The following is a 10,167-nucleotide window of genomic DNA, read 5'->3' as shown; positions in this document are numbered from 1 at the left end:
TGATGTCGGCAGTAATTTAATCCAGTCAAATGTAATTTCTAACCATAAACGTATAGCAATACAATTCACTGATGAATATACAAGGCCAGATAATCAGGAAATTAGTTATAATGCTTTTGTTCTCAATAACAAACATATAGAAGCTAGGGAAACTGGTTATGATGAGGTTGAACAGTTACAGCTGGAAGATAATTGGTACAGCAGAGGTACAATCTGTCCTAAGGTCAAAGCGGGAATAATTGATTTTTCAGTGACCCATCTTGGCGGAGATTATTTCCAGGTAACATTTTTGGATTCAAATGGAAATGTGGCCAGTTTGCTTCCTGATAGGACTTTAACCTATAAAACTGATGATGGTCAAACTGTTAGTATTACCGTATCCGGCGGAACTTCAGTATTTAAGGTATCTGGTGTGAGTGAGGATATTTTTAAATCATCTATTGATTTGACTCCTAAAACTGCGGATTATAATAGGGATTCATCTGCAGACATTAATGAATATAGCGGTCAATCTCAACAGTATTCATATCCAAGCATTTCATATGGTCTTTATGATGGTATGGGAGGTTCTGGTGAAGGTGATTACATTGGAGAAGCTGCATACGGTGAGGCCACCAAAGGCAATGGGGAATCATCTATCGAAAGCAGTGATTTTACAGGCAACAGTACTTCAAGTCAAAATGTAGACCCGAGCAGCAGAGCCAGTGGCCAGGTAAATGAAGTTTCACAAAGCGTTGATTCAGGAGCCACTACATCCCAAGCCAGTGCTTCCACAAGCAGTGGGGATTCATCTTCAGGTGCCACTTCAGGTGATCAGTCAGTTGCAAAACGAATTGTTATTGAAGACGAAGACATATTTAGAGTAACCGGAATGTCATTCATAGTCTTGCTGATCTTATTGACAATCGCTTATTACTATAAAGATGACATTAAGGAAATGAAATCTAAAATGTAATCTTCACTTTTTCTTTTTTTTAAAATTGTAAAATATCTTTTTTTAAAATTTTCAGCGTATTAATATGCCATTTTCCATGCTTTTAAACGGCTTTTAGTTAGAAAGGCTGCTGATTAATGTAGGTTAAAATCAAATATTTGATGGTGGTCAAATTTCTTGCATGTTTTTAACCTGTTTACATGCATGTTTAAACAAAAAATTAAAAAAAATAAGTTAAGTAAATAGTTAAACTATTTACTCTCTGCTTTTTTCTCTATAACCAATAAACAATGCTAAAAATACAATTATTGCTAATGCTAATGTATATTCAATATGTGGAGAAGCCTGTTTCGCTACAGACTTTTCATTTAATTCATAAGCGTTTCTGCTTTCCGCAACAGATGCTAAATCTCCAACATCACTATCTCCAATTAGATTTTCCTGCAATGTCTGTGAGCTATTTGCAGCAGCTTGCGCCGTATTTGCAATTGTTTGTGTTGCATTTGCAATTGTTTGTGTAGCATTATTAATAATATCACTGTTTGTATCAGTATTACTTTGGTTATTTGAGTTTACAGGATTTAAATTTTCATTTTGAGGATTGTTCCTTCTGAAGTTTGCCTGAATCAAGTCATCATATTTTTCCATCATGCCCATATCTAAATTATCCAATAGGTCAGATTTGATTGTTGATGTTACGGTTCTTCGTTTATCCGCGATAACTCCACTAGGATCAATTATTGAAGGGTCATTTGGATCTTCATCTCCCCAATCATTGCCGCCAAGGTACGGGAACAGATAGTAGTTGTCTTTCTCTCTCCAGTAAATATTAATCTCCTTTCCAAGAGGGGCATTGTTGTTTGTTATTATATTGTTTTTGAGAACGAACCCAGCAGGTTCCCTGTTCATTGGCTGTCTGATGAATATTGCGCCTCCACTTTTTTGGCCGGTGTTGTTGACGATAATGGAGTCAGTGATGTTAATATTTGCTGAAGCCATTATTGCGCCACCGTTAGTGCCTGCGGTATTGTTTAAAAATACGCATCTTTCAACATTGGATTCACCAACCCAGCTGTAGTATGCGCCGCCCCATTCTTTTGCATAATTATACATGAAAATGCAATCCTGAACATTGCCGTGGCCTTCACGGTTTACCCTTACGGCACCGCCATCACGGCCGGCTGTATTGTTTATAAAGACACAGTTATAGATGTCTGCATTAGCAAAATCTGTTGTAATTGCGCCGCCATCGTGGTCGGCATGGTTATTGATAAAAAACGAATTGTTTACAAATAAATAGGCATAAACATGGAATCGTTTATAAACGTTGTCAATACCGAAATTCGCTATTGCTCCACCGGCAGAACCTAAAGCAGTATTGTTTATGAAATGGCAGTTATTTATGTATACGTTCCCGCTGTACATTGAAATTGCGCCTCCATAATCAGGGTTTGCGCCGTTAATAAATGTGATGTTGTTAAATCTCGCATGGACTGATTTATTTTCTACAAGGAAAATGCCGTATATCCTTTCACCATCAATTATTATGTCTCTAGGATTTCCATTTCCCTGCAATGTAATGTTTTTAGTCAGATTAACATTATGCACCTTATAGGTTCCAGGCTCTAAAATAATCACGTCATTAACTTCAGAATCAAGGATTATCTGCTTTAAATCTTGTTCTGGTGTGACAGTTATCTGATTTCCACCGGATAGGTCTAATGGACTTGCATCGGAAGTTAAAATAATATTGTCCTCTAGTTCATTTGCGCTAATTGCCGAAATATTTACCAAAATGAAAAATATTGATAATATTATGAACAGTTTAGTTATATCCGCTTTGATTTTTTCCACCCCCTTCGATTTTAATTATTAATATTTGTTATATAATTATCAATATAATATACTTTTCGCATCGATTAGTTTTTTCTTAAAAAATGATTTTTCACATTATTATTTCATTTAATGGGATTGTTTTATCAAAAATTAGGGTTTAATTTATTTTTTTTAAAATTAGTTTATTATTAAACTATTTTTATTAAATTGAAGCTTATTCATCTAATAAACTTAAACGATAATCTTTATATTGCATATCGAATATAAATACCTATAACTGATGTTATGAATAACATTTTTTTTTATTCATTGTTTATTTTTAATGTTAGTTATTAATTAATTAATAAAAAACGGAGAAAAAAAATTATGGTTAATAAAAAGATATTAATGTCCTGCTTATTAATCCTACTTGTCGCAATTTCCGTAAGTGCAGTATCAGCAGCTGACGATGCTGCTGCTGTTGGTGCTGAAGATGGTAAGATAATTATCGTCGACGGAGATGACGATGTAGCTGTTAGCACAGCTATGGCTAATGCTACAGATGGTGACACAATTATGTTAGGTGATACAGGATATACATTCAATAATCCAATAACCGTAGACAAAGAGTTAGTTTTCCTTGGTGAAGGTGCAATAATCTATGCTAACGGTTCCCAAATGCCTGATGGTGTTTTTGAAGTTGAAGCTACTGGAGCCGGAACTATATTCCAAGGTATTACCTTTGTCAACATTGATGATGAAGATAACTATCTATACAAATATAATGGTATGATAGATGCAAAAGGTAAAAGTGTAAAGACCTCAGTTGGAATTGCTATTGATCTTTATTCTGGTGCTGATTATGTAGTTATTGATGACTGTACATTCCAAAATTGGTATAACGTAGGTGTATCAATCAACTCTGCAAACTACGCAACCGTCAGCAATTCACAATTCTATGGTGGAAGTGCAACTTTCATTAACAACATTCCGGACGGACCTAAAGACAGAGGTACTTACCACATCAGCGTAATGAGTTCTCAAGGCACTACTGTAGATAACTGTCTTTTCGCAGGTACCGTTTGTGACGGTGTTTCCGTTGCAGGAGGTTCTTATGATTCCACCATTATTAACAATATGTTCCAATTCAATGCATTTTCCATTTACTTTGGTGGAAAATCTACTGAAGGTACTTTAATTGCAAACAACACATTCATTAACTGCGGATGGTTTACCTCTGATGTATATACTGCAGATGGTACTAATGGAACCGTAGACTTCCAAGATTTACCTGTAATCAGTGTTCAAAAATCTTCCGATACATTTGAAATCATTGACAACACTTTCTATGCAAGAAATGGAAACATGTTAATTAAAGCTTTAGAAGGAAGTACTGCTCACGGTGGTGCAAGTAACATCGGTAACATCACCATTACTGACAACACCGTATTGCCTATGGACGAATATGACCCAGGATTTGAAAAAGTCGTAATGGGCTCTGTATTCTTAACATACCTTGAAACCTACAATGATGTAATCACCCCTACCGGTGCAATTGACATAGCTAACAACACCCTCAACGGTGCAAGAGCTGCAGTTTACTGGACCCAAAAATGGGGAGATGACTTAGGTGATATTCATATCGTTGCCGCACAAGTTCCTACTACAATTGCTATTACTTCTCTTAGAGATTCAACTATTAAAGGTGCTTTAAAAGACTTCAATGGAAAAGGAATTGCTGGACAAACCATTTCCTTCGCAACTGATCTTTTCAATGGTGAAGTTGAAACTGAATTCGATGGTTCTTTCATTATTGAAGGAGTTTATGATATTGTTGTTTTATCATTTGAAGATATTGATAACTACATAGGAACTACTGCTACAGTAGATGTGGCTCCTGCTGACGTTCACGACACCTTCTTTGCTGTTAATAATATCTATGCTGATTATGATAATGTTGAATTAGTTGCTGTTTTAGTTGATGGTCTTACCCGTGAAGTAATTGCTGGTGCTAATGTAACCTTTGTAATTAATGGAGAGCTTTATTCCGCTACAACTGACGATGCGGGTATGGCTACTGCCGTTCCTGAAACTTTAAATCCAGGAGACTACTCCGCAACTGTCGTCTATGGCGGTGATGAGAATTATAATGGTTGCGATGAGGAATTCAATGTCACTGTAAATAAAGTTACAACAATTCTCGCTACCCAATATGATGCTGATACTAACGAGTTAGTTGCTACTTTAATCAACGCTCAAACAGGTAAAGGTATTAAAGGCGCTAATGTTGTTATCAAATTGAATGGTGCTAAAAATACTGTAAAAACCGATGCAAGCGGTCAAGCTAAACTTTCATTAGGTGACGTAGACCCAGATGATTTCACTGCATCATTCTCATACAGTGGAAACGCCAAATATTTCAAATCAACTGCAACAATTAGAGGTGTTGAAAATAAAACAACAACTGCTCTTGCTTTAGTTTATGATAAAGAAGCAGAAGAAGTTGTAGCAGTATTAACCAACTCTGAAACCGGTGCAGCTATTAAAGGTGCTACTGTTGTATTCACATTAAACGGCGAACAAGTCTCTGTAAAAACCGATGCTAACGGTCAAGCTATATTCTCAGCTGCAGATTTACGCCCAGACCCATACTCTATTAGCGCTTCATACGGTGGAAACGGTAAATACACTAAATCAACTGCAAGCTTTAATTTTGTAAAAGCACATGAGGATCTCTAAATATCCTCACTTTTTTTATTTTTTTTATAATTTTTTTCCAAAAACTATCACATAAGAATATAACAATAGTTATTAATTAGAAATAATAAATTAGATATATCGACATGAATATAATTATATATTAAACATGTAAAATTATCGATATAAAGGGATTGATCATGAAATTGAAAAAATTATTATTGATATTCACTATTCTTGTGGTATTGATGGGAATTAACGCCTCTTTCGCTATGGATTCCGATAGTATTGATGGTGAAAGTGCAGTATCATCAATATCCAATGGTAGTGACAGTTCAATTTTAGAAGTTAACGATGGAAATCAGGAGTTATATCAGGGTAATGTCATCATAATAGATGCAGAAGATGGTCACAACGAAATGGAAGATTCTACAATTCAGGTAGCTATCAATAATGCAAATGCCAATGATACAATAATCATCAACGGTAAAAGTTATGTTCACTGCCATTTTGTTGTAGATAAACCTTTAACAATTATAAGTAATGTTGCAACATCAATGACTCCTTGTCCAAGTAATACTCAGGGGTCAGGCTACAGGGGAATTTTTTACATAAGCCCTGAAGCCAGCGGCACTGTAATTGATGGATTTACCATAAACAATAATATGGTGTCCGGTGAAAATGACTATGGGCTGCTGATTAGAGGCGCATCAGATGTTATTGTAAGAAATTGCGTAGTAACAAGTTCCGCTCAGGCTGATGCAATCAGAATAGAAAATGCAAAAAACGCCCTTGTAGAAAATTGTACTGTAAACAGTGTGACTAATGCAATCAGAATCAAGAATTCACAAAATACCGTTGTAAACGTTTCAGTGGTTAAAAATTCAAATGTAGGAATTAACCTCATTGAATCTATTGGGGCAGTATTGACAAATAATGTTATCACCTCAAACAAGGCTTCAGGTATTTATGTTGGTGATAAAACAAGCGATACCTCAATATTATTCAATAATATCACAGGCAATAACGGAAAAGGCATAGATACGGCATCTGCCGATAACCTTTCAATATTAAACAATTATATTGCTTTTAATAGGAATGGAGATTCAGGTGCAGGAATATACATCAACTGCAATGTAAATGGGCTTGACATTAAAGGCAATGTATTGCAGGAAAACGGAAATTATGCAGTTTTATACGATTATCGCGTTAGAAACATAGGACCTGACGGTTTGGGCGAAAATGTGGCAAGCGTTGACAACAACTATATCTTCGGACATAGTGATAGGGCCATCTACCATATAGTATATAATAAGGACTCACAGGGAAGCTTCATCTATGATGCCGACAAGGATGAATATATTGCCGTTGGATATGGAAATGGGGACTACAGCGTAGGAATGACTACTGCATATCTGGGATATTCCTATCTGATAAGTGAACAGTTGTGCCCGTCCATTTATTATACATGGGGCCAGCTTTGGTCTGCGGGAAATTACAGGTTGGTCTTGTCTGATATATCTCAGATAAATAAGGGAAAATATGCAATTTCAGTTGTTGACCCTAATGGAGATATTGCTGCAGATTTAAGCTCAATATATGTGACATTTTATCTAAACAAAAACAACAATCAGCCAACACCTCAGGAGGGGGATGTCTATAAGACAGTGCTGATTCAAAATGGAACTGCAACTGCCAGTTTCACCGTCGGCGATTACAACACAAAGGACAATATTCTGACAGTTTCATTCCCTGGCCCTTATCCTTCCTTAACAGGCAATCCCTTCAAAAGTTTGAATATTCCGGATTCAGAAATTCCAGGTGAAGTTAAAGAGACTGTCTTAACATTGGCTAATCTAACCACTTATCCGAACTCCGGTGAATGCGTAACTGCAAACCTCAAGGATAGTGACGGACGCAATTTAGCCGGTAAAAACATCACTTTTGTAATTGATTCTCAAAGATATGTCGTTAAAAGCGATGATGAGGGAAATGCAAAATTAAACATATCATTTTCAACTGAAGGAACCTATGATTTGGCTGCGATTTTTGAAGGCGACGGCATTGATTATTTCTCAAGCGAAGCGCAGGCAACTGTCATTGTCAGGAAAATAGCTACAAATATCGAAAGCGAAGACTATTATGCGGTTCCGGGAATTGCCGATTATTATACAATAACCCTGAATGATGAATCTTGCAATCCGGTATCCGGTCAAAATGTCACTTTCACTTTGGATGGCGAAAGTCAGGTTGTTACCACAGACTTCGACGGTAAGGCCAGATTAAGCGTATTGTTTGATGAAAACGATACTGATTATGAGGTAACAGTTACATTTGCCGGAAATGATAAATATATTGGTTCATCAAACTCCAGCTTCATTCATGTCATCTATTCTTCAAAGGATGCCCAATTGATTGTTCCGGTCAGGGAATCCCTTCCAAATGAATTGATAAATTATTCAGTTACTTTAATAGGTTTTGATGGTGAAGCTCTTGAAGGAGAGCAATTAATCATCAATATTGATGGGGTTGAATACAGAAATTACACAGATTTGAATGGACAGGTTACAATCGATCTGCAGCTAAATGAGCTAAAGGATTATGATGTAGTTGCGCTATATGAAGGAAGCGACATCTATAAAAGCGTTTCTAATTCAAGCTACATCAGAGTTGCAAAGGCAAACACCAGTTTTGTTGCCGAAAACATCACTGTCCTTCCATATGTGGAATCACAGATTCCTGTCGGATTGATAACATATGATAATGAAAGCATATCCAATCAGGAATTCAGCTATGAAATTGAAGGTGCAAGCTATTTTGAAACAACTGACGGTAATGGGCAGGCATTAATCAGCTATACATTTTCGAATGAAGGCATCTATTCAGTCAAATTGAATTATGGCGGTTGCGACATTTATGAAAGTGCTTCAGCCACAATATATGTCAATGCTAAAAGAATCACTTCCATAATTGAAAGCTATGATAGGACATTTTCAAAAGGTTCATCCAAAAATTTCACAATAACACTATGTGATGAGAACGGTGATGCGATTGCAGGCCAGGAGATTATCTTCACAGTTGATGGCAAAAACATAAGCAAAACAACTGATTCAAGCGGAAGAGCAGGAATAAATGTCGCTTCAAAAGCAGGATCTTTTGATGTTGCGGTATATTACGCAGGTAGCGACAGATACACTTCCGATTCCAAAATCAATGAGGTTACAGTTTTGGATGAGGGAAATATCGTTTATGTGGATAAGGATTTGCCTAACAGCGAAATCCAAAATGTATTGGACAGCTGTGATGATGGGGACATTGTCATCTTTTTAGGCGATGAATATGACAATATTTCATTGATTGTATCTAAAGGGCTTGATATTTCACCGAAAAATGAGACAACACTCAATGCAAAGCAATCACTCCCCGCATTCATAATATTGGCAAACAGCACTTCCATTTCAGGTTTCAGCATCGTTGCGAATGAGAGTGACGGAATATATGTCGGCGCTGATAATGTCAGAATCGAGGCCAACGACATTACAAACAGCCTTGATTCTTCAAAAAGCGGCGAGTACTACAACAGCACCATTTCCCTTCCGGGTTATGGAATCGATGTTTCCGATTCATGCAATGTTGAAATAATCAATAACAGCATATCCCTATTTGAAAGCGGAATATACGCTGAGGAAACTTCCGGTCTGTTCATCAATAGGAATAACTTGCGAGAAAACAACTACGGAATCAAATACGGTTTCGGTGTGTCAGACTCTCAGATAATTAACAACACGATCACTGATTCCATCGGCTTATACACCATGGAAGTTCCGGAAGGTCCGAGAGGTTATGGAATATTTTTAAACAATTCTGCAGTTAACGTTACAATCATTGGAAACGTCATCACATGGAATCATTTGGGAATTTCTTTTGATGCAAACGCCAGTACTGGAATTGTAGCCACCAGCAATCTCATTACAGACAATGTGCTTGAAGGAATCAGATTTAATGCAGGTTATGATCTGGCGGAAGATGCAGTTGAACCTATAATCACAGACAATGCAATCTACAGAAATGCAAGAGGTCCTAGTATGATGATTTTAGGTGAAATGAGCGCCAATCCGTTTGGAATTTACGGTCCTGGCGAATGGGATGACGACGCCAAGCTGAAAATTGCGGCAAACTGGTACGGTGTAAATTCCCTACAGACATGGAATAATGAAACTGGAATCGTAGGTATAGGAACCATGTGTCCAAGAATCAAGACCTATGAAATCAAATTTGATAAAATTGATGTTGTGGCTCCCGGAACATACTCAATAACATTTACAAAAGATGGTGAGGTCGCTTCAAACCTTTGTGAATTTGACTTATATGCCACATTAAACAAGGGAACTGAACAGGAACAGGAAGTAAACTTCAAGGTCATTAACGGCGTTGGACAATTCAGCTTCGATTTAAGCAAATTTGTCACAGACAACAATTTCATTGACATGTCCGTCGGTTCACTGCATAGTCAGGAAAGGGTTTTCAAGTCATTTTACACAAGCAGGATAAAGGTTGGCACCGGCTTTTCAGTGGTTTATGATGAGAGTGCAAGCCAGCTGCTCATTACCTTAACCAGTGAGTTTAATGATCAGCCTGTCAGGGGAAGCAACATTGCAGTTGCCATTGATGGTGTGAATTCCACTCTTAAGACAGACTATAATGGTCAGGTTAAAGTTTCC

General features: G+C 36.9%; 4 protein-coding genes. 3 read left to right on the top strand and 1 reads right to left on the bottom strand.

All coding sequences use genetic code 11. From position 1 onward, the window contains the following. On the top strand, positions 1-955 hold a 955-nt coding region (locus tag IJI93_RS01020), incomplete at its 5' end, for a hypothetical protein (RefSeq protein WP_394355670.1). A 234-nt stretch (positions 956-1,189) separates the two neighbouring features. Here IJI93_RS01020 and IJI93_RS01015 read toward each other — a convergent pair. Beyond that, on the bottom strand, positions 1,190-2,788 hold the full coding sequence (locus IJI93_RS01015) for a hypothetical protein (protein WP_292818609.1): 1,599 nt from the start codon (positions 2,786-2,788) through the stop codon (positions 1,190-1,192). A 348-nt stretch (positions 2,789-3,136) separates the two neighbouring features. On the opposite strand from IJI93_RS01015, the gene IJI93_RS01010 reads away from it, so the two are divergent. Then, the gene (locus tag IJI93_RS01010) at positions 3,137-5,488 is read left to right on the top strand and encodes a right-handed parallel beta-helix repeat-containing protein (RefSeq protein WP_292818606.1); all 2,352 of its coding nucleotides are present in this window, start codon (positions 3,137-3,139) and stop codon (positions 5,486-5,488) included. A 158-nt stretch (positions 5,489-5,646) separates the two neighbouring features. Then, positions 5,647-10,167 (top strand): right-handed parallel beta-helix repeat-containing protein (locus IJI93_RS01005; RefSeq protein WP_292818603.1); only part of this gene is annotated, 4,521 nt, incomplete at its 3' end.

This window comes from Methanobrevibacter sp. (assembly GCF_017431965.1).
Lineage (GTDB): Archaea > Methanobacteriota > Methanobacteria > Methanobacteriales > Methanobacteriaceae > Methanocatella.
The sequence above is the reverse complement of the archived record's forward strand: the minus strand, read 5'-3'. Positions and strand labels throughout refer to the sequence as shown.